Origin of the sequence: Duganella guangzhouensis, from assembly GCF_009674535.1 — a bacterium.
GTDB classification, from domain to species: domain Bacteria; phylum Pseudomonadota; class Gammaproteobacteria; order Burkholderiales; family Burkholderiaceae_D; genus Rugamonas; species Rugamonas guangzhouensis.
The window spans coordinates 216,330-234,573 of sequence record NZ_WKJK01000003.1; the positions used below are offsets into that span (position 1 = coordinate 216,330).

General features: G+C 62.6%; 20 protein-coding genes. 4 read left to right on the plus strand and 16 right to left on the minus strand.

Going from position 1 to position 18,244, the window contains the following annotated elements; translation table 11 throughout:
- Positions 1-3: 3 nt before the first annotated feature.
- The 13 genes from GJ699_RS06940 to GJ699_RS07000 all read right to left on the minus strand — a co-directional run bounded on the left by GJ699_RS06940 (position 4) and on the right by GJ699_RS07000 (position 12,637).
- The gene (locus GJ699_RS06940; RefSeq protein ID WP_154374465.1) at positions 4-822 is read right to left on the minus strand and encodes a hypothetical protein; all 819 of its coding nucleotides are present in this window, start codon (positions 820-822) and stop codon (positions 4-6) included.
- Positions 819-4,547: a baseplate J/gp47 family protein gene (locus tag GJ699_RS06945; protein ID WP_154374467.1), complete on the minus strand. Its 3,729-nt coding sequence runs from the start codon at positions 4,545-4,547 to the stop codon at positions 819-821. Before GJ699_RS06945 ends, GJ699_RS06940 begins: the two co-directional genes overlap by 4 nt.
- An 18-nt stretch (positions 4,548-4,565) precedes the next feature.
- Positions 4,566-4,979: a GPW/gp25 family protein gene (locus GJ699_RS06950; RefSeq protein ID WP_154374469.1), complete on the minus strand. Its 414-nt coding sequence runs from the start codon at positions 4,977-4,979 to the stop codon at positions 4,566-4,568.
- Positions 4,980-4,981: 2 nt separating this feature from the next.
- Positions 4,982-5,281, minus strand: coding sequence for a PAAR domain-containing protein (locus tag GJ699_RS06955; protein ID WP_154374471.1), 300 nt, complete (start codon positions 5,279-5,281; stop codon positions 4,982-4,984).
- Positions 5,282-5,291: 10 nt separating this feature from the next.
- The gene (vgrG, locus tag GJ699_RS06960; RefSeq protein ID WP_154374473.1) at positions 5,292-7,088 is read right to left on the minus strand and encodes a type VI secretion system tip protein VgrG; all 1,797 of its coding nucleotides are present in this window, start codon (positions 7,086-7,088) and stop codon (positions 5,292-5,294) included.
- Positions 7,089-7,093: 5 nt separating this feature from the next.
- A complete protein-coding gene (locus GJ699_RS06965; protein ID WP_154374475.1) occupies positions 7,094-7,771 on the minus strand; it encodes a CIS tube protein in 678 nt (225 codons plus the stop codon).
- A gap of 2 nt (positions 7,772-7,773) precedes the next feature.
- Positions 7,774-7,935 carry a DUF5908 family protein gene (locus GJ699_RS06970; protein WP_154374477.1) on the minus strand — a complete coding sequence of 54 codons (162 nt, stop codon included), beginning with the start codon at positions 7,933-7,935 and terminating at the stop codon, positions 7,774-7,776.
- A 16-nt stretch (positions 7,936-7,951) separates the two neighbouring features.
- Positions 7,952-8,452 carry a phage tail protein gene (locus GJ699_RS06975; protein ID WP_154374479.1) on the minus strand — a complete coding sequence of 167 codons (501 nt, stop codon included), beginning with the start codon at positions 8,450-8,452 and terminating at the stop codon, positions 7,952-7,954.
- Between the two features lies 1 nt (position 8,453).
- Positions 8,454-8,870: a phage tail protein gene (locus GJ699_RS06980; RefSeq protein WP_229261982.1), complete on the minus strand. Its 417-nt coding sequence runs from the start codon at positions 8,868-8,870 to the stop codon at positions 8,454-8,456.
- A 75-nt stretch (positions 8,871-8,945) separates the two neighbouring features.
- Entirely contained in the window at positions 8,946-10,478 is a 1,533-nt protein-coding gene (locus tag GJ699_RS06985) for a phage tail sheath family protein (RefSeq protein ID WP_154374483.1), read from the minus strand.
- Between the two features lie 17 nt (positions 10,479-10,495).
- Positions 10,496-11,272, minus strand: a complete 777-nt coding sequence (locus GJ699_RS06990) for a hypothetical protein (protein WP_154374485.1) — start codon at positions 11,270-11,272, stop codon at positions 10,496-10,498.
- Between the two features lie 3 nt (positions 11,273-11,275).
- Complete coding sequence (locus GJ699_RS06995) at positions 11,276-11,854, minus strand: Pvc16 family protein (protein ID WP_154374487.1); 579 nt, start codon at positions 11,852-11,854, stop codon at positions 11,276-11,278.
- An 81-nt stretch (positions 11,855-11,935) separates the two neighbouring features.
- The gene (locus tag GJ699_RS07000) at positions 11,936-12,637 is read right to left on the minus strand and encodes a hypothetical protein (RefSeq protein ID WP_154374489.1); all 702 of its coding nucleotides are present in this window, start codon (positions 12,635-12,637) and stop codon (positions 11,936-11,938) included.
- A 383-nt stretch (positions 12,638-13,020) separates the two neighbouring features.
- Here GJ699_RS07000 and GJ699_RS07005 point away from each other — a divergent pair, with 383 nt between their 5' ends.
- Genes GJ699_RS07005 through GJ699_RS07015 form a run of 3 tightly spaced genes read left to right on the plus strand, consistent with a single transcriptional unit; the run spans position 13,021 to position 15,327 of the window.
- On the plus strand, positions 13,021-13,863 hold the full coding sequence (locus tag GJ699_RS07005) for a universal stress protein (protein WP_154374491.1): 843 nt from the start codon (positions 13,021-13,023) through the stop codon (positions 13,861-13,863).
- Positions 13,864-13,873: 10 nt separating this feature from the next.
- Positions 13,874-14,572 (plus strand): Crp/Fnr family transcriptional regulator, encoded by a 699-nt coding sequence (locus GJ699_RS07010; protein ID WP_154374493.1) that lies wholly within the window; start codon positions 13,874-13,876, stop codon positions 14,570-14,572.
- Entirely contained in the window at positions 14,572-15,327 is a 756-nt protein-coding gene (locus GJ699_RS07015; protein ID WP_229261983.1) for a Crp/Fnr family transcriptional regulator, read from the plus strand. Before GJ699_RS07010 ends, GJ699_RS07015 begins: the two co-directional genes overlap by 1 nt.
- Here GJ699_RS07015 and GJ699_RS07020 read toward each other — a convergent pair.
- The 3 genes from GJ699_RS07020 to GJ699_RS07030 all read right to left on the minus strand — a co-directional run bounded on the left by GJ699_RS07020 (position 15,324) and on the right by GJ699_RS07030 (position 17,230).
- A complete protein-coding gene (locus GJ699_RS07020) occupies positions 15,324-15,746 on the minus strand; it encodes a bacteriohemerythrin (protein WP_154374495.1) in 423 nt (140 codons plus the stop codon). The two genes, GJ699_RS07015 and GJ699_RS07020, sit on opposite strands and share 4 nt — an antisense overlap.
- 68 nt (positions 15,747-15,814) lie before the next feature.
- The gene (locus tag GJ699_RS07025) at positions 15,815-16,237 is read right to left on the minus strand and encodes a TerB family tellurite resistance protein (RefSeq protein ID WP_154374497.1); all 423 of its coding nucleotides are present in this window, start codon (positions 16,235-16,237) and stop codon (positions 15,815-15,817) included.
- Positions 16,238-16,264: 27 nt separating this feature from the next.
- Positions 16,265-17,230: a TerC family protein gene (locus GJ699_RS07030; protein WP_154374499.1), complete on the minus strand. Its 966-nt coding sequence runs from the start codon at positions 17,228-17,230 to the stop codon at positions 16,265-16,267.
- Positions 17,231-17,336: 106 nt separating this feature from the next.
- Between GJ699_RS07030 and nhaR the strand changes: the two genes are divergently transcribed.
- Positions 17,337-18,239: a transcriptional activator NhaR gene (gene nhaR, locus GJ699_RS07035; RefSeq protein ID WP_154374501.1), complete on the plus strand. Its 903-nt coding sequence runs from the start codon at positions 17,337-17,339 to the stop codon at positions 18,237-18,239.
- Positions 18,240-18,244 lie beyond the last annotated feature (5 nt).

Sequence of the window (18,244 nt, forward strand, 5' to 3'; positions counted from 1 at the left end):
GATTTATCCCTTGATCTTGCCTTTTTCATCGTATTGCGGGCTGGGCTGGCGCAGCGGCTTGTCTTCGCTTTCCAGCATCAGCGTGTCCTGCCACAGCTGCGTCATGTGGTATTTGATCCAGACGTCCTCGCCATAGGCGCAGCCGACCCGCATCTGCAGCTTGAATTCGAACGGTTTGCCGAGATCGCCCTTGACCCAGCGCAGCTCGATGCGGCTGCACTTGTTGCCGAAATGGCTTTGGTGATAGCTGATGTCGCCATTGGCGCCAAACGCGTTGGTGGCAAACGCGTGCATGATGGCGTAGCGCCCCTCGCTATCCTTGGCGCCGACACCGGCCACCACTTCCCACGCCTGGCAGCCGGTCAGGTAATCGGTGACGTCATACCAGTAGCCGTCGGCCGGCACCGCCAGCTCGCCGCTGCGACCGACGCGGCCGTGCGATGCCACGGTGCCTGCCACGTCCAGCTCATGGCGCGGATGGCTCTGGCGGATGCCTATCCCGCTATGCGGCACGCCTTCGCCGTCCACCGTGCTGGCCAGCGTCAGCAAGGCCTGCTCGTTGCGGTCCACGAAGCTCAGGCTGTTGCTGGCTTTTTCCAGCCCTACCGACCACATGGCGGCGCCGGTGCCGATATCCTGGTAAAAGCTGATCAGCTTGCCGTCGCGCAGCTGGGCGATCTTGAAACCGGCTTCCGGGGTTTTCTCGAAGCCCTCGTCCAGCATGCTGAGCATGGAATCGATCAGGTCGGCAAAGTCTTCCTGGCTGGGCATCTTGCCCGCCTCAAACTGCTCCTTGAGCATGGTGCGGCGGCGTCGGGTCATGATTCTTTCCTTGGCGGGATGATGAAGGTGGAGCCGACCTTGAGCTCGTTAATGCCGATCGGCTTGCCTTCCTTGGTTTCGGATTTGTCCGTGAGCGCGATCCAGTGCTGATTCATCGGCACGGCGATACTCCACGGATAACTGGGTCGGATCACTTTGTCGGCGATGTTGCGCTTCAGCGCGTTGTCGTGCAGCCGGTACAGGCGGTCCATCGGCTTGCCCCAGGGCGCGATCTGCAGCAACGACACGCCGGTGACCTCGTCCACATAGCCGAGATCGAGCAGGAACGATTCCACATCATGCTGGCGCAGCGACCAGCCGAAATGCTGGGTGATGCCCTTGCCGCTCCACGGCGACAGGTATTCGCACAGCGCCTGGTTGATCTGCTCGCTCAAGCGGCCGGTGTTCAGCTGCGACTTCAACTTGACGGTGCAACGCACCTGGATTTCCTCGTACACCGGATTTTCAACATGGATGATGGCGTCCGGCGACGCGTAGCCGCGCACGAAGTCCTGGATTTCATTCACCAGATAGCCGCTCAACGTCGGCTTCTGGTTGACGTGGCCGCCCCGGTTCAGATAAGGAATCGCCACAATCAGGATATGGCCGGGCCGCACCCGCCGCTCCGGATCGTCGACCTGGCACAGATTGGGGAAGCACTTGACCTTGTACACCTGCGGGAAACGCTCCAGTATCAACTGCTCGAAATCGGCCGCGGTCAGCGCCCGGTTCTTGTGGCGCAGGCGCTCGCTGGCGCGGACCCGGAATTGCAGTGCGGTTTCGGCCGACTTGCCGTCAAATGAGCGGCGGATCTGGTAGACGCTATCGATGCCGGGGATGTTTTCCCGGCTGCGCGTGATGTGCATGGCCGGCATCACCGCCTGCGGCTTGGCGCCACGGTCGGCACGCCATGTGACGCGGATCGCTTGCGCATACACCGAATACAGGCTGCAAAAGCGCTCGACGCCGTCCTCGGCCGACACGCACAGCCAGAACTGGCCGGCCGGCATGACGGTGTTGCTGGTGTCGATATCCTCGGGCAGTTGCACCAGCACGATGCCGCTGGTCATGAAACCCTTGGTCGAGTCTTCCAGGATGTGGTTGGCTTCCAGCGAGCGCCAGCGGTTGCCGGACAGGTAGCGCCAGCGAAAGCCCACATCGGCAATGCCGCTCATCGGCAGCGAATCCTCGCGCAGATAAAAATACAGCGACAGCGTGCCACGCAAGTTCTTGCCTTCGACGCCGATGAACAGCTGCCCCGGCGACTGGTAGCGCGGAATCTGCCGGATGATGCGGCGGTCGCTGAAGAACATGGTCTGCCAGCCCAGCGGATGCAGATGAATAAAGCTGTCGGTATCGGCCTGGCTGACGCTGCGGCGGTTCTTTTCAAAGCTGATGTTGGCGCTGGCGCGGTAGTTCAGCGCGATGCGGCTGATCTGCGGCGTGTAGGGCGCATTCGGCAGCGGCTGGATCAGCAGCGGCTTCTTCTGCTGCGCGTTGGTGGTCAGCACCCGCGACAGCAGCGCCGGATATTCCTGGTGGCCAAAGGCGCCGGCCGGACTATCCAGCGTAATCTTGAACAGCCCGTTCATGCTGGCCGAGGTGTACTGGAAACCGGCGCCGTCCGCCGTCGGCAAGCCGTCCACCGGCTTGTAGAACTGCACCGCCGAGCGCAGGCTGATGGTGTTGTCGTTGCTGGTCAGATTGGTCGGGCTGCCGTCCGGATTCTGCTGGTAACGGAATACTTTGACCGGCACGCCAGCGCCCAGCCATTTGCCGTCGGTCAGTACCGCCACGCTGGCTTCGACGTCATCGCTTTTCAGCGGTTCGGTGTAGCCGCGATAATAGCCGGGGAAGCCGCCCAGGCCGAGCGGCATGCCGGTCCATTCGACATCGATCGACACATCGCGCAACTGTTTGTACAGGATTTCCTCGCAGCCAACCACCAGATAGTTGCCCACCGCCGGTAACGGCCCGAACGGCATGAACGGCGACAGCGCGCTCAGCTGGCCGATCTGGTTGTGCAGCAGCAGTTGCCGCACCGCCTTGACGGCCACCTCGATGCGGATGTTATGCAGCACGCATTCAGCCAGCAGATCGTAGGGGTAGCGGTACTCGTTCTGCGTCATTTCAAAGCGCAGCAGCGGCAGCACGCTGTCGTAGCCACCACCGTGCAGCAGCGGATCGTAGGGCGTGAGCGGCGGCGCGCTGGCCGGCAGCATGAACTCGATCGCCAGGCAATCCTCGGGCACGGCCGGATTCAAGCCGCGATACTCCGGCCGGTACTCGGCCACCTCGTGCCAGCCGGCCGGCGTGGTGACGCTGATGCGGAACATATTGCGGAACAGCCGCACAAACACGTCGCTGACGCGCAGCGCCTTGATTTCCTCCGGCTTGCGGGTACGGTCGGCGCGCACCTGCTCCAGAATGCGCTTCAAGCTGTCTTCCAGCGACAGCCGGGTGCTATGGCTGGGCACGCGATACTGGAATTGCACCCGCACCGTGCGCTCGCCCTCGCGCATCAGCAGCACTTTGCTGGACAGGATGAAGCCAAACGCGGCCGCCGCGCTGGTGTTCAGCGGTTCGCCCGGCTTGGGCGCGCCCATCAGCGGCAAGGCCGGCACTTTTTCATGCTCGCGTTCGTCCACATCCAGCGCCGGCAACTCAAAGCTGCGGTGATAGCAACCGGTGGTGCCGACCACCGGCCGGCGCTCGAAATACAGCGTATGCAGCGCCGTCACGCGCGCATCGGTCAGCGTGGCGGCGCTGTCGGCCGAATAAATGATGTCTTGCTGTTTCTCGTCAACGCCGCCGATGAACTCGGCGCCTGCGTTGATCTGGATCTGGCGCGCGGCCGGCGTCGGCCGTATCACCAGAAAAGCGCTGTCCGGCTTTTGCGGCTGCGGCCGCATCCCCAGCACTTTCTGGTAATAAAAGTCGATGCGCTGCTCGCCAAAGCGGTTCAACCGCAGCAGCAGTTGCTGGAATAAACGGATGAAGCCGATCAGCAGGCTGATGCCGGGATCGTGGCCGCCGCTCAGCAGCGACGGCGGCAGCAGCTCGCGGATGCCGTTCTGCAGCATGCGCACGCCCTGCGTCAAGGTATGGAAATTGTGGCGCACCGCGCTGGCCGAGGCGCTCTCTTGCGGCATCGCCTGCAACTCGGTCAACTCCAGAAAACGCGCCGAAAACACCCGGTCCGAGACGCGGATGAACGACGATGGCGCCGCCTGCACCAGTTCGCCCAGCTCGCGCTTCATGCCACGCAATATGCCGTCCAGCAGCATGCGCACTTCCTGGCCGGCATGGCTGGACATCGGTTGCACCGCCATCAGCCAGATGTCCAGCGCGCGCGCCACCAGCAACGGCGAATCCAGGCGGTCGCGGTAGCCGCCGGTCAGCTGGTGCTGGATGTCGGGCCTGAACCAGCTGGTGTAGGCCGGCTGCTGTTGCAAGCGCTGTTCGAACCAGCGCAGCATCTGGTTGGTGTCGATCGCCAGGATGGACGCCATCAAAATGGTTTCATCGGCGCTGAAATACTCGTGCCAGTTGCCTTGCGCGCTCAGGTCCAGCTGGTAGAAGCGCATCAGCCGCGCATACTCGGCGGCCAGCGCCAGCAGCTGCTCGAACGACATCTCGTTGAGCTGGAAATAGTCGCCGCACAGCGCCGGCGGACGCCGGTGCTGCTGGTCGCGGCCGTCGCTGACGATCAGGCGCGCACTCATGAACAATCATCCTGGCACTTAGACATGGACATCGCTACCTTCGCGGAAATAGAACGGATAGACGATGTTGTGGCGCGCATTGGTGCTGATGACGGTGTAATACAGCTGGAAATCCAGCCGGCCATCATGCGCCATGCTGATGTCAACCGTGATGTTGTCCAGCTTGACGCGTGGCTCGAAGAACAGAATGGCGCGCGCGATCACATCCTTCAGCTTGGTCACCGTGCTCTCGTTGATGACCTGGAAGACCTGCAATTTGAGGCCGCAGCCAAAAGTCGGCTGCATCACCCGCTCGCCCGGCGCCGTGCTCAGCAGAATGCGCAGGCTCTGGTGGATATCTTCGTCCGCGCTGACCAGATGCACCTTGCCGCGCCGCGAAAACTCGGGCGGGAAACTCCAGCCGGTGCCCAGGAAGGACTGATCGGTCGCCATCGTCAACCGCCTATGATGACGGTGGGCAGGCCCAGCGCGATATTGCCGCCGTGCGCGGTGGTGTCGCCCATGCGCGCCGCCGGCCGGTTGCCGATCATGACGGTGGCGCTGCCCTTGACGATGCTGTCCGGCGGGCCGACGCAGATGCACAGGTCGCCCACCACGGCGGCCGGCAACGAGCCGATCAGCACGGTCGGCACGCACGGGCCGGAAATCGGGCCGCCGACGTGCGGTATCGGCGGCAGGCCGGGCGTCACCATCGGGCAAACGTGCATATCGGTAATCCGGGCGGCGGGCGGCATGGCGGTTTCCTCAGTTAATCATGACCAGCGCACCCTTGACGGTGGTCTGGCCGGCGGCCGACAGTTCGGCGGTGGCGGCGCCCTTGGCGGCAAAGCCGATATTGGCGCTCTGGTTGATATTCAGACCGGTGACCTTGACGTCGGCCTGGGCGGTCACTTCCACGTTCATCACCGCCGTAATCGCCACCTTGCCCTTGGCGTTGATGGTGATGTCCTTGGGGCTGTCGAGCAAAATGCCGCTGGGGCTGAGCTCGACCTTGTTGCTGTTCTGATCCTGCAGCAGGATCGACTTGGCGTCGTCGCTGATGACGATTTTGTTGTTGCCCGGCGTGAGCAGCGTGATGATTTTCTTGTCGTCGTCAAACTCCAGCTTCAGTTTGCTGCGGGTGACCAGCGCCTTGAAATTGTTGGCCGCCTCCAGCTCATAGGCCGGGGTCCGGGTGCTGCTGTACAGGCTGCCGAGTATCACTGGATTCGACGGGTCGTTGTTGAAAAAGCCCAGCACCACCTCGTCGCCCACTTCCGGAATGATGAAGGCGCCAAAGCCGGACGAGCCGTAAAAACTGGCCAGCCGCGCCCACACGCCATCGGTCTCGGCCTGCATCAGCGGCACCGACACCTGGATCTTGTACTGCCCTTCCGGATCGGCATCCAGCTTTTTGACCACGCCCACGTGCAAGCCCTGGATGCCGGCGGTCAGGCCGGCCGCGTCCGCCGCGTGCAACTGGTGATCCTCGCTGAACCAGTTCGACGACATGCCGAACTCGACATGACTGACCCACACGCCATCCTTCACGCTCTGGGTCACCTTGCTGATGAACACATTGCCGCTGAAGCGCTTGCCGACCCCCACCAGTTGCAGCATCGCGCCCGGCTTAGCGCTGGCATTGCCCTGGAAGCTGACCCGGCCACGCACCCGCGACAGCGCGGCCTTGGTCTGCTGCGCCTTGCTCCAGGCCGTAAGCGCGTTGGTGTCGACGGTGGCGGCGGTTTGCAGGCCGTAATCGGCCGGGCCGACCACTTGCGCCAGCGTGTCTGGCGTGCAGTCGCTGTCGTCGCCCGGGGTGCCCATCGGCACCGGTTGCGCCACCTGCGTGATCACCGCCTGGCTGGCCAGATCCCAGCTGGTGCTGGTCACCTGGGGCAGCTGGCTCTGGGCATCCAGCTCGGCCTCGAAGTCGATCATGTCGATGCCATAAGTGACCATCAGCACAGGCTCCGTAGTACCATCCGGCACCTTGGCGCTAACGGCGCCGGCCTCCACGGTCACCAGCAGGCCGTTGGCCTCGGCGCGCGCCATCATATAGTCCCAGTCGCTGACGTTGTACTGCACCAGCTCCTTCCAGGTGACATTGGTGCTGCCCACGGTGGCGCTCAGGCCATGCTTGCCGAGCAGCGCGCTGATGATGTCGCTGTCGCTCTTGTTGACATAATTGGCGTTTTTGCGCCCGACCGTCATCGCCAGCGCCTTGTCGCGACATTCGACCACCAGCATGGCCTCATTGTCGTTGTCGATACGGATCGCATGCTTGATGACGATGCCGGTAAAAATCACCTGTTCGGTGCCGGCATAGCCGGCGCTGATGACGATCTTGGCCCCCGGCTTGAACTCGGCGCCGTCGCTGACCGGAAACTCGTCTTTCTCCATATCGCCGTCGACCATGGTGATGATGGCGCTGGGAATGCGGTTGGCGGCATGCCGCACGTCGAGCGAGTACAGCTGTACCTTGTCGCTGGTTTTGGTGCCGTCGCAGGTCACCGTGACGGTCACCTGACCGGTGCTATCGTTGAGCGGAGAAACGGGCATGATGCTTATCCCAGCGGCGGAAAGCGCAGACTCATGCCGGGCTGCAGCTGGCGAAACGCAGTCAGGCCGTTAATCCGCGCCACCTCCAGGTAGTAGGCCGGGTCGCGGTAGATGCGCGCACACAGCAGCGGCAGCGTATCGCCGGCCACCACCGTCACCAGATGGGTCAGGTCGGGCGACTTCTGGTCGGCTTCCTTGACTATCTCCGGCTGGCTCTTGTACTCCACCAGCGACATGCTGACCTTGGCACGCAAGGGCTGGCCGTCCGGCATGAACATGGTGTACTCGAATTTCAGGTTCTCGCAGCGGCCATGGAATAGCAGATTGCCCCACACCACCTCCACGATCGGCGGCTCGTGGTTTTCACCGACATAGGTATAGACGGTATCACGCAGGTTTTGCACCTGCTCCTTGACCGCCACCAGCGCGCCCGGCACCGCGCCAGTGCCGTCCAGAACGAGTTCCTTCAGCTGCAGCTTTTCCGACTGCATGGCGACGAACTTGGGCTCCATGTCCGGCGCCCCCAGCGCGCGCTTCTTGGTGTAGCGCACGCCGAAATCATGGCCATAGCCGGTCGGATTGATCAGCGCCTCGAACACCGGACGCGAGGTATCCTCGCTGATGGTGCCGTCCGGCGCCACCGTGACGCCGGTAATGGTCAACAGAGTTTTTTGTCCGGACATGCCTAGCGCTCTCCACGTTCACGCAACAGGCTGAGCACCAGCTGGCGGCAGGCGGCCAGGATTTCTTCCTTGACCACCGGCATGGCCTGCGGCAAGGCGGCAGCCTCGCCGCCACGCTCGACTATGGTGGTCTTGATGACCAGCTCGCGGATTTCTATCGCCATGATGCTTCCTCCGGATTTAAAGCATGCGCTCCGAGTACGAGTACGCCAGCGCGATATGCTCGATCGCCATTTCGTTCTTGGTGGAATTGAAGCTATCCACACTCCACTTGACTGGATAGGCATTGTTGAACATCCAGGTACGCAGCACGTCGCCGTCCTCGCCGCCCTTCAGGTGCACATACACCGTTCGCGGCGAGATCGGCCGCACGAATTCACCTTGCAGCGTGTTCCTGCACCACTCCAACAACGGCGACTCAAACATGGCCACGCCCCGCTTCAGCTCCAGGTTGCCGTGCTTCATACGCTTGGGCAACTGGTGTGAAAAGCGGTTCTCGCCACCTTCGGCCACCGTCTCCAGCTCGATCTCGGTGCTGATACCCGAGACTTCGCTGAAGGCCGCGTCGACGATGTTGACGCGGTCGTCGACATCGGTGTTGGCATCGACTTTGAACTCCACCGTGAAGTAGAACGCCGGCGGTGGATAGCCGTCTTCAAAGAAGTCGCGGATGGTGAACATATCAGCCGTTGGTTATCTTCAAGCCCTCGTGCACGATCTCGATGGTCTCGATCGCCACTTCATTGCCTTCGGACTTCAGGTCGGTGCTGGAGATCTTGGTCGGCCAGGCGTTGGTCAGCTCCCACACCATGGTGTCGTTGCCTTCCTCGTCCAGCAGGCTGATGGTCACCGGCACGCGCTTGATGGTGTTCATCTTGATTTGCACCAGCCAGTCCCAGAACTTGTTATCGCCCTTGAACACGCCTTTTTTCATGGTGACGTTGCCGAATTTTTTCATGCCCGGCATCTTGATCACGGAAAAATCCTTGCTGTTACCGTGGCGGTACTTGATTTCTTCCGACTGAATGTCCAGGCCGGATACTTCCTGGAACGCCATTTCATTCGAGTCCCATTTCACGCGGAAATAGAACTTAGGCATAGGCCATACGTTTGTCGATTGACTTGCGCCGTCATCTGGCATAACACACCTCCTCAGTTAAAGGTCAAAATGGGATCACGACTTCTGCATCTGCTGCTGGAAGGTGATCTCGATGAATTCGGCAGGACGGCTGATCGCCACCAGAATGGTGACGCGCAGGATGCCTTCCAAAATATCTTCCGGGGTCATGGTCTCGCCCAGGCCGACGCTGACGCTGAACGCATCTTCCGGGGTGGCGCCGGCCAGGCCGCCGCGCTTCCACACGCTGTTGAGGAAATTGTTGGCCATGCCCTTGATGGTGACCCAGGTACCGCTGACGTTGGGCTCGAACACATAGGCCTTGGTGGCCAGGCGCAGCGATTCCTCGATCATGATCATGGTGCGGCGCACGTTGATGTAACGCCAGTCCAGGCTGTTGCCGTCCAGCGTGCGCGCGCCCCACACCAGCGTGCCCTCGCCGATGAAGGAGCGGATCGCGTTGACCGACTTACCGGCGGTGGTGACGTTCAAGTCTTCCTGCTCGTCGTGGGTGATGTTGACGGCCGGCGAAATCACCGCCGACAGGCTGACATTGGCCGGTGCCTTCCACACGCCACGGGCGTTGTCGACCAACGTGTAGACGCCGGCCAGCGCGGCCGCCGGCGGCAGCAAGTTGAGCTTGCGCTTCATGGCCAGCAGGATGTTGGCGTAGGTCTGGCTGACCGAGAACAGGATCTTGTGCAGTTCGTCGTCCGACAGATAGGTTTTCAGCGTGGCGTCGCGATTGGCGTCGCCGACCTGGTTGAGGATGTCGACCAGATCCTTGGGCGCCTGCTCGATCGGTCCCAGTTCGCCCACCAGCAGCTCTTTCAGCTTGGTGCGGTCGGCAAAGCTTTCAAAGCCGACGTCGGCGTTTTCCACGATCGAGGTGTTCAGCCACGGATAGTAAGCCGCCGCATAGTTGAGGAAACTGGTGCCGAGATCGTTACGGAAGGCCAGCACCGGATCATTGGTGGCGCGGTCGTTGAAGCCGTCGTGGATATCGAGGATGGCAAAGCGGTTCTTCATCTGGTAGCCGCAATGCTTGAGGCTGGCCTGCTGGACCGCGATCGCTTCATCGACCGACAGCGCCATCGCATCCGGAATCACCACGATGGTCGGCTCCTGCTCTTTCAGCAGCAGGTCGATGCCGGTCAGCAGTTCGGCTTTCTTGATGTCCGCATCGCCGTCGGCGTAACCGCCCACCGAGACGATGTAGCACGGGCTGCCGCCATTCTGGAAGAACAGCTGCATGCTGCGGTACAGGAAGTAACGCAGGGTGTCGGCCTTGCCGCCCTTGCGCTTCAGCGTATAGCCGGCCCCGGCGCTGTTCTTGAAGTCGCTGGCGTCCTTGGCATCCGCGACCGGAGCGAACTCAAACAGATCCTTCGGCGCGCCGCCGAAATACTGCTTGAACTCGGCCAGGGACGTGATGCGCCATGGCTTGTTGTGCAGCGAACTCCCCTTATTGTCCGCGATTTGGGTGTAACCGATGAACGCCGGCACCGCCGTGGCCACTTCGACCACGGAATTCGGGAAGGCATTTTTTTCAACGATATAAACACCAGGGGTTTTATACGCGCCTGCCATAGGTTTTCCTTTGAAGATTATTGGTGAACATAAATTTCCGCAACGATCATCGACTGGCCGTTGGGGCCCTGCTCTTTACCCAGCTTGTCGACGCTGGCATTGGGTAATCGCCTGATCAACACTTTTCCTGCCGTTCCCGCTTCCCGCAGCTGCAAACGCTGCCGCGGTATGCTTTGCATCGGTAGCGGCGACGCCGACAGGTACGCCGTTCCGTTTGCTGTCGCAGCCAGCGGCGACGGCGCAAAGCGGATGCCGGGTTCGCTGTCGGATGCGTCCAGATCGATGATGCTCAGTGGTTTGCCCGCCAGGCCGCCGGAGAAAAAATACTTCCAGTGGATCTGGCGCGCGCGCAGCGCCACCTGCCACGGCCGCACGCTGGCCGCAGCGGCGTCGACATCGGCGCCTTCAATCAGACCGCAAGCCAGGTCCAGCCACAGCACCGGGCCGCGCGCCTCGGCCGGCGCCGGCTGGGCCGCCAGCCGCAGCACCCGCGCCGCGTCCTGCTGGCCGGCGCTGACGTCCAGATAGGCTTGCTGCGGCCAGGCGGTGTAAAAGCGCAGGCTGGGGTCGCTGCTGTAGACATCCAGTCCCAGCTGCCACTCGGTGGCGCTGGCCACCTCGCGTTGTTCCTGCCACAGCTCGACGCCGGACGGCAACGCGCGCCATAGCAGCCCTTCTTGCTCCATCAGCTCGGCACAGTCGGCGGTCGGCACATAGCGCAGGCCCGGAATCACGGTATCGCGCAGGTATTCGTGGGTGATTTCCAGCGCCAGCAATTTGCGGTAACGCGCCATCTGTTACTCCTTGCCGAGCAGCGGCCGCAGGTCGCTGATGAATGGCAGCTGGCCGCTGATGGCGCCGGCGTCGACGGTGATCATGCGCACCTTGTAGTACAGCGACGGCAGGTAGCGGCCGCCCAGCAAGCTCCACAGGTTGTTCAGGTCGGGGATGGGCAGGTTTTCGATGTCCAGCACCAGGCGGTCGATGCGGCGGTCCATGCCGGGGCTGTTGCGCTGGTCGAGAATGGGCTTGATCTGGAAAAAAGCGATCGCCTGCGAGATGTATTTCAGCGCCTCGGCGTAATTGCCGGCGCCAAAATTCGCGCTCAGCATCACGTACAGATTCAGGTACAGCGGTGCGTTGGATTGCAGCAGCCGGTCGTCCAGGCTGCGGCCGCCGCCGTGCGGGCGCTGCGGCATGGTGTCCTTCTCGATGTTCACCAGCGTCAGCACCAGCTTGTTGTTGGCGTTGGGTGTGACGCTACCATCGAGTTCAACCAGGTTCGAGACCACAGCCACATCCTCGGCCAGCTGGAAGTTACTCCTGAATTGCTGGTTAAGCTGGGCTGCCATCTGGCTGAGTGCTGCACTAATCATTTGCCGCTCCGATAAGGTTGCCGCAACCTTATTCGTTTATGGCAATGACGATGAAGTATCTTTACCGTTACACGTTACGTGTTACGCCGGGAGATACTTGCGCAACGCCAGCACGCAGCGTTCCGCCATGTTTTCCTGCGCGGCGATGGTGGCGCAGCTTGCATCATCGAACTGCTCGTACCACAGTACCGCGCCATCGGCGACGCCGCGCAGCAACAGCGAAACCCGTACCCGCGCCGCGTCCTGCCGCACCGTGCCTTCCAGCACGCGCGCGCCGGGGGCCGGGCTGAGCGCGGCCAGCGGGGTGTCGGCATCGATGCGGCGGATCGAGCTGAGCGCGCGATACAGTCGATAGCCGAGCTCATCGTTGAGACCCAGCGCGTAGGCCGCCAGCAGCGGGCTGGAGCCGAGACAGGCCAGCGGCCGGAACAGCATCAACAGCGGCGAGCGGCTGGCGGCGGGGACCGGCGGCGCGCTTGCGATCCGCTCCACCTTGGGCTGATAACTGCCGAGCGGAATGCTGATGCGCAGGCTGTCGGCGCAGCCCTCCTCCGCATAATAGGCCGCCAGCCGCAGCCGCAAGCGGCCGGCCTGCACCCGCACGATCGGATCGTCGCCGGTGAAATAGGTAACACGGTCGCGGCCAAACACGGCGACGCCGATTTCATGCTCGGACGGTGGGCGCGGTTCGTCCTGGCCCAGCGCGTGATACATCAGGTACGACAGCAAGGCGGCACAGCGGTGCGCCTTGGAGAATTGCTTACTCGCTAAAACCTTTTTCAATGCAGCAAGCACTTCACCATGCGTATCAAGCGCGTGTGATGTGCCCGCAGTCGCCGTTGAGGCAACCGGCATCATGGCTGAATAGTCGATGATATTCCCCTAGTTTTTTGGTGGGTGGTACTGAGATCTGTTGTATCTCACTCTACACAGCGACTGCGGCTTCTGCCTGCCGGAAACCTTCCGGACTCGGTAAGTGACTGTTTTTGCTTTAATTATTAAATGGTAACAACTCGGCTGAGAACGTCAACCCTCAAAAACGACTATGTCACAAATTACCTGTCCAGCGCGGCCGTCAAAAAATTACTTGGGGAAATTTGATCCACATCATAAAAATTGTCGATTGCCTTTGATAGCCTGACCACAAGCTAACAAGGAGAACCATCATGACGTATAAAAATGTTCTGGTCCATGCCGACCTGTCGCCGCACGCCACCAACCGTTACGACCTGGCCTGCCAGGTCGCCTACAGCCATGAAGCGCATCTGGTGGGTGCCGCCTTCACCGGCCTCAACACCGAGTACTACCGCAACGCGGCCTATGCCTACGGCGCCATGATCCCGCAAGTGGATTTGCCATTCATTAAGGACAATTGCGAAAAGGCATTGACGAGCTTTGCCGGCAAAGCCCATATCAGCGGCGCCAGCTACGAAGGCCGCAGCAGCGACGACGACGCCGAAACCGGGCTGGTGCTGCAAGCGCGCTACGCCGATCTGGTGGTGCTGAGCCAGAACGATCCCGACCTGAGCGGTCCGGACTGGCTGCCCAAGCTGCCGGAACACATTTGCCTGCACAGCGGCCGGCCGGTGCTGCTGGTGCCGTACGCCGGCCATTACGCGCGCATCGACCAGCACGCGCTGGTGGCCTGGGACGGCAGCCGCGCCGCCACCCGCGCCGTCACCGACGCGCTGCCGCTGCTGCGCCGCAGTCAGCGCGTGACGCTGGCGGTGTTCAACGCCCAGCCGCACAACGGCGTGCATGGCGAACAGCCGGGCGCCGACATCGCGCTGTATCTGGCGCGTCATGGTGTCAAGGTGGAAGTATCGCAGCAGACCACGCCGCCGGAGCTGGATATCGGCAACGCGCTGCTATCGCTGGCGGCCGATCTCGGCGTCGACCTCCTGGTGATGGGCGCTTATGGTCATCAGCGCTGGCGCGAAATCGTGCTGGGTGGCGTCACCCGCCGCGTGCTGCAGTCGATGACGGTACCGGTGCTGATGGCGCACTAAGCGGGGTGGCATGCGTATCGATTCTTACCGTAGCAACTGTGAACGTTGTATCCACCTGGGGCTGTGCCGTGGCACGGCGGCCGATGAACAGATTGCCGGCCACCGGCTGCGGGTGCGCCGCCACGACAGCCTGTACCGCGCCGGCGAGCATCCGGGCAACCGGATTTACTGCATCCGCTCCGGCAGCTTCAAGCTGGTGATGGCGCGCCCCGGCGACACCGAACAGGTAATCGGCTTCGCCATGGCGCCCGACTTCCTCGGCCTGAACACGCTGGGCGCAGCCAGCCACGGCGCCAGCGCGGTGGCGCTGGAAGACAGCGAAGTGTGCGTCATCGATTGGGACCGGCAATCATTCCGTGGCCGCCGCCAGCCGATGCAGCGCGAGGGCTTGCATGCGCTGCTGGCCGGCGAAATCCGCCGCGCCCAGCAAGCAGCGATGCTGCTGCATCACACCCATTCGCGCCAGCGCATGGCCGAGCTCATGCTGAGTTTGTCGAACGCCTACCGCAGCAACGGCTATTCGGCGCTGCGCTTCCGGTTGCCGATGTCGCGCTGCGATATCGCCAGCTACATCGGCGTCAGCGCCGAGTGCGTGAGCCGGCTGCTGGACCAGTTCCGCCGCCTCGGCATGCTGCAATTGCAGCGCCGCGATTTAACCCTGCTGGATCCGGACGCGCTGCAGCGCATGGCCGCCGGAATGGAAAGCTGATGATGAGCCACCACTTACGCCTGGTTACGCCCGAACTGGCCGCCACCCTGCGCCGCTGCCAGGACTGTCCGCTCAGCCGCCTGTGCCTGGATGAAGCGCCGCCCGGCGCGGCGGCGCCGCTGCCATCGTGCGACGAGCAGCGCTGCGTGCATCTGGATGGCGGCCAGCATCTGTTCCGCGTGTCGGACGCGGTGGACCAGCAACTGCACATCATCCGCAGCGGCGACGTCAAGCTGTACCAGCACGGGCGCGACGGCGGCCAGCACATCATCGAATTCCTCGGGCCGGGCGCGTGGCTGGGGCTGGAGTCGCTCAATGAACAGCAGCGCCACGCCGGCGCGGTGGCGTTGACGCCGTGCGACGTCACCACCGTGCCGTATTCGATGCTGACCACGCTATTGGACCGCCAGCCGCGCAGCGCCGAAGCCTTCGGCCAGTTGCTCAGTGATACCATCGCGCGTCACCAACAGCATGCGGCGATGTTGCGCAGTACCTCGGCGGTGCAGCGGGTGGCGCAGTTTCTGTTGCATCGGCTGGAGCAGGCGCCGCACGGCACGGCGGCGCGCGCCAGCTTGCCGATGTCGCGCCAGGACATCGCGGATTATCTGGGTTTGACTTCGTCCACCGTCAGCCGCTGCCTGAGCGCGCTGCGGCGGCGCGGTTGGCTCAGCATGGGCCAGCGCGCTTTCAGCCTGCCGGACCAGCCGGCGGTGCAACAGGTGGCGGCCGGCATGCCGCTGGCGCTGGACGATTAATGATGCATGCCGAGCGATTCGGCGCGCGCCCTGCCGGTGTGGGCGCGGCCAGCCACTTCCAGCGCGATCGCCAGCGCGGTATCGGCGGTGGCCAGATGCATCTCAAACCACGGCAATATCAGCGCCGCGACCTTGCGGCCGGCGGCGATATCGCCAGGTTTGAGTCCGTGCAGCGTGGCCAGCACGCGCGCGTGCTGCTCGCGGTGGCTGCGCGTGGCCGGATAATCGATGGCATCCATCAACTCTTCCTCGACCCGGAAATCCACTTCCAGGCACTCGACCAGCGCCGCCAGGTTGGCGTCAAACTCGTGGTCCGGGCCTTGCAGCAGTTGCTGGATCTGCTCCGCCAGCGCCGCATGCGCTTCATCGAACAGCGGAATGCCCAGCACCATGTCGGCACTTAACGCGTTGGTGTCCATGATCTCCTCCTGATGGCTATGGCTGCCGCCACTATGCCGAAGCGGGCAAGCCAAATCCATGATCCATATCAAGTTGACACAGATTGGCGCTCGCCGGCCGGGCGCACGAAGTTGGTCTCGGCGCCCCACACCGTCGCGGCGCGGCTCAGCAGCACCGCCTCGCCATCGGCCAGCCAGCCGTCGGCCTCGGCGATATTCCACATTGCCTGCAGCAGTTGGCGGCGCAGCGGCGGTTCCTGGATTTCGGCCAGCAAGGCGTCCAGCAACGGCGCGTCCAGCTGCACCGTGGTACCGGCGGCGGTAGCCAGCAAGTCGTCGCACAGATGTTGAATCACCTCGCCGAACTGCTGCTCGTTCAGCGTGGTGTGCGGCTGCAACCGGGCGGCGGCCATGGCCTGCAGTTCGGCCGGCGCCAGATTGCCATCGCAGATGGCGGTGAGCGCCAGCAGACGCGCGGCGGCAAGGGTACTGTTGACGGGATAGCTACGCATGGTTGAATCTCCTTTAATCAGTTTGAATTACTTAGGGTCCGGCTTGCGCGATACCACTAGGCTGGCGACGCAGCTGGCGCCGATCAGCACGGCAATCACCAACAGCGAAGCTTGCACCGGCACGTGGTACCACGGCATGATCAGCATCTTGGTACCGATGAAGGTCAGCACCATGGCCAGGCCGTATTTGAGCAAGTGGAAGCGGTCGGCCACGTCCACCAGCAGGAAGTACAGCGCGCGCAGGCCCAGAATCGCAAACAGGTTGGACGTGAACACGATGAACGGATCGGTGGTGATGGCGAAGATGGCCGGGATCGAATCAACCGCGAAAATCAGGTCGGTCACCTCGATCAGCATCAGCACCAGCAGCAGCGGCGTGGCGTAGCGCAGGCCGTTCTTCATGACGAAGAATTTCTCGCCATGATCGCCATCGTCCAGCCGCATATGGCGGCGGGCGAAGCGGATCACCGGGTTGTTGACCACGTCCGGCTCTTTATCGGCCGCCACCATCATGCGCAGGCCGGTGTACAGCAGGAAGGCGCCAAACACGTACAGCACCCAGCTGAATTCGCTGATGACCCAGGCGCCGGCGCCGATCATGATGGCGCGCATGACGATCGCGCCCAGCACGCCGTAAATCAGCACCCGGCGCTGGTATTGCGCCGGTACCTGAAACGCCGAGAAGATCAGCAGGAACACGAACACGTTGTCGACCGACAGCGCTTTTTCGATCAGGTAGCCGGAAAAGAATTCCAGCGCCTTCTGGTCGGCCACGGCCTCGCCGGCGGTGTCCTTCAGATACCACCACAGGCCGGCATTGAACAGCAAGGCCATGCTGACCCACACCAGCGACCAGATACCGGCCTCCTTGATGGTCACCTTGTGTGCCTTGTTTCCGCCAAACACAAACAGGTCCAGTGCCAGCATTACCAGCACGAACCCGACAAAGGCGGCCCACATCGGGCCGCTGGCTATACTTTCCAGACCGTTCATCGCACGTCTCCCAAGGACAATTTGAGTTCACTATACCGGCGCGAAAAACATCGTACAATTCGAACTTTCTGACGTATTACATCGAATTTTTCGAGGTATTTACGCGATGGCCACACTCAACTTCAAACATTTGCGCTATTTCTGGATGGTGGCGCGGACTGGCAGCATCGCCCGCGCCGCAGATCAACTGCACCTGACGCCACAGTCGATTTCCGGCCAGTTGACCGAGTTTGCCGAGTCGCTGGGCGTGGAACTGTTCCGCAAGGCCGGCCGCAACCTGGAGCTGACCGACATGGGCCGCCGCATGCTGCGCCATGCCGACGACATCTTCAGCGCCAGCGACGATCTGCTGGAACTGTTGCGCGACAAATCGCTGGCGGCCGTCATGCCGTTTCGCGTCGGCTGCGCCGACTCGGTCTCCAAGCTGATCGCCTTCCGGCTGGTGGAGCCGGCGCTGGCGCTGAAGGAGCCGGTCAAACTGATCTGCCGCGAAGGCCGGCTGGCCAGCCTGATCGCCGACCTGGCCGTGCACCGGCTCGACCTGGTGATCGCCGACCGCCCGCTGCCGTCCCACCTCAGCGTGCGCGGGTATAACCACTTGCTGGGCGAAAGCAGCCTGACCGCGTTTGCCACCGCCGAACTGGCGGCCCACATCGGTGCCGACTTCCCGGCCTGCCTGCACGGCGCGCCGATGCTGTTGCCGGGGGAGGATTTCGCCACCCACCAGCGGCTGCTGCAATGGCTGGCACAGAGCGGCGTTCATCCGCGCGTGGTCGGTGAATTCGACGACGGCGCCATGATGAATACCTTCGGCCAGACCGGCGCCGGTGTGTTCTTCGCGCCGACCGCGATTGCCGCCCAGGTGTGCGACCAATACCGCGTGGTGACGCTGGGCCGGATCGATAGCGTGGTCGAGCAGGTGTATGCGATTACCACCGAGCGCCGCCTCAGTCATCCGGCCACCATCGCCGTCAGCAACGTGGCGCGGGCTTTGCTGTTTGGCGTATAGTGTGG

What these genes read in the sequence shown, in the direction of transcription:
- GJ699_RS06995 (WP_154374487.1), bottom strand. Translation starts at nt 11,854, where the DNA reads ATGATTAGTGCAGCACTCAGCCAGATGGCAGCCCAGCTTAACCAGCAA.
- GJ699_RS07010 (WP_154374493.1), top strand. Translation starts at nt 13,874, where the DNA reads ATGCGTATCGATTCTTACCGTAGCAACTGTGAACGTTGTATCCACCTG.
- GJ699_RS06975 (WP_154374479.1), bottom strand. Translation starts at nt 8,452, where the DNA reads ATGTTCACCATCCGCGACTTCTTTGAAGACGGCTATCCACCGCCGGCG.
- GJ699_RS06980 (WP_229261982.1), bottom strand. Translation starts at nt 8,870, where the DNA reads ATGCCTAAGTTCTATTTCCGCGTGAAATGGGACTCGAATGAAATGGCG.
- GJ699_RS06955 (WP_154374471.1), bottom strand. Translation starts at nt 5,281, where the DNA reads ATGCCGCCCGCCGCCCGGATTACCGATATGCACGTTTGCCCGATGGTG.
- GJ699_RS06945 (WP_154374467.1), bottom strand. Translation starts at nt 4,547, where the DNA reads ATGAGTGCGCGCCTGATCGTCAGCGACGGCCGCGACCAGCAGCACCGG.
- GJ699_RS06950 (WP_154374469.1), bottom strand. Translation starts at nt 4,979, where the DNA reads ATGGCGACCGATCAGTCCTTCCTGGGCACCGGCTGGAGTTTCCCGCCC.
- GJ699_RS06940 (WP_154374465.1), bottom strand. Translation starts at nt 822, where the DNA reads ATGACCCGACGCCGCCGCACCATGCTCAAGGAGCAGTTTGAGGCGGGC.
- GJ699_RS06990 (WP_154374485.1), bottom strand. Translation starts at nt 11,272, where the DNA reads ATGGCGCGTTACCGCAAATTGCTGGCGCTGGAAATCACCCACGAATAC.
- GJ699_RS07020 (WP_154374495.1), bottom strand. Translation starts at nt 15,746, where the DNA reads ATGGACACCAACGCGTTAAGTGCCGACATGGTGCTGGGCATTCCGCTG.
- GJ699_RS07015 (WP_229261983.1), top strand. Translation starts at nt 14,572, where the DNA reads ATGATGAGCCACCACTTACGCCTGGTTACGCCCGAACTGGCCGCCACC.
- GJ699_RS07025 (WP_154374497.1), bottom strand. Translation starts at nt 16,237, where the DNA reads ATGCGTAGCTATCCCGTCAACAGTACCCTTGCCGCCGCGCGTCTGCTG.
- nhaR (WP_154374501.1), top strand. Translation starts at nt 17,337, where the DNA reads ATGGCCACACTCAACTTCAAACATTTGCGCTATTTCTGGATGGTGGCG.
- GJ699_RS07005 (WP_154374491.1), top strand. Translation starts at nt 13,021, where the DNA reads ATGACGTATAAAAATGTTCTGGTCCATGCCGACCTGTCGCCGCACGCC.
- GJ699_RS06985 (WP_154374483.1), bottom strand. Translation starts at nt 10,478, where the DNA reads ATGGCAGGCGCGTATAAAACCCCTGGTGTTTATATCGTTGAAAAAAAT.
- GJ699_RS06965 (WP_154374475.1), bottom strand. Translation starts at nt 7,771, where the DNA reads ATGTCCGGACAAAAAACTCTGTTGACCATTACCGGCGTCACGGTGGCG.
- GJ699_RS07030 (WP_154374499.1), bottom strand. Translation starts at nt 17,230, where the DNA reads ATGAACGGTCTGGAAAGTATAGCCAGCGGCCCGATGTGGGCCGCCTTT.
- vgrG (WP_154374473.1), bottom strand. Translation starts at nt 7,088, where the DNA reads ATGCCCGTTTCTCCGCTCAACGATAGCACCGGTCAGGTGACCGTCACG.
- GJ699_RS06970 (WP_154374477.1), bottom strand. Translation starts at nt 7,935, where the DNA reads ATGGCGATAGAAATCCGCGAGCTGGTCATCAAGACCACCATAGTCGAG.